We start from the raw sequence: 842 nt of genomic DNA, 5'->3' as shown, positions 1-842 counted from the left end.
CTAGGGTCAGGACTCATTGATCCAGAAGATGAAGACTGCCGCGAAAGCGATTGCTGACAAGAAGGTGTGAGCGCATCGTTCGTACCTTGTGTGGATGCGCCGCCAGTCCTTAAGGCGAGCGAACATATTCTCGATCTTGTGGCGCTGGCGGTAGAGGACCGGATCGTAGCTGTGCTGTACGCGGTGGCTGGCATGGGGTGGAATGCATGGCGTGATGCCGCGATCGACGAGCGCTTGGCGGAAGGCAGCGGAACTGTACGCCCGGTCGGCCAGTAGGAAGCTGGCGGCAGGCAAGTCCTCGATCACTGCGGCGGCAGTTTTGTGATCGTTGGTCTGCCCTTCGCTCACATGCAGAAGTCGCGGGCGCCCCTTGCCATCGCAGACCACCTGCAGCTTGGTGGTCAGGCCGCCTCGGCTGCGCCCGATACATCGGGGTAGAGCCCCTTTTTGAGCAGGCTGGCAGCGGTACGATGCGCCTTGAGGTGAGTGGCATCGATCATCAGGTTGTCCGTGTCGCCGCCCTGCGCGGCCAGCTCCAGGAGGATGCGGTTGAACACTCCCAGTCGACTCCAGCGGATGAAGCGGTTGTAGATGGTCTTGTGCGGACCGTAGCCTGCAGGCAAATCGCGCCAGCGAAGGCCGTTCCGGATGACGAACAGGATGCCGCTAAGCACCCGCCGGTCGTCCACCCGCGGTACCCCGTGCGAGAGTGGAAAGTACGGCTCAATCCGGCGCATCTGCGCCGCCGTCAGCATCAGCAAATCACTCAAGGCAGCACCTCCTGCCACCTTGAATCACCCAACAGCCATCAACTCAACAAATTAATGGGTCCTGACCCTAGC

The 842-nt window shown here is 61.2% G+C and carries 1 protein-coding gene; it reads right to left on the bottom strand.

What is annotated here, in order from left to right; translation table 11 throughout:
• Positions 1-6: 6 nt before the first annotated feature.
• A protein-coding gene (locus tag GTK01_RS20920) for an IS5 family transposase (protein ID WP_252929789.1) occupies positions 7-770 on the bottom strand; the annotation gives its coding sequence in 2 pieces (ribosomal slippage) (positions 7-437 and positions 437-770; 765 coding nt in all).
• Positions 771-842 lie beyond the last annotated feature (72 nt).

Origin of the sequence: Aliihoeflea sp. 40Bstr573 (genome assembly GCF_024105655.1) — a bacterium.
GTDB lineage: Bacteria > Pseudomonadota > Alphaproteobacteria > Rhizobiales > Rhizobiaceae > Aliihoeflea.
The sequence above is the reverse complement of the archived record's forward strand: the minus strand, read 5'-3'. Positions and strand labels throughout refer to the sequence as shown.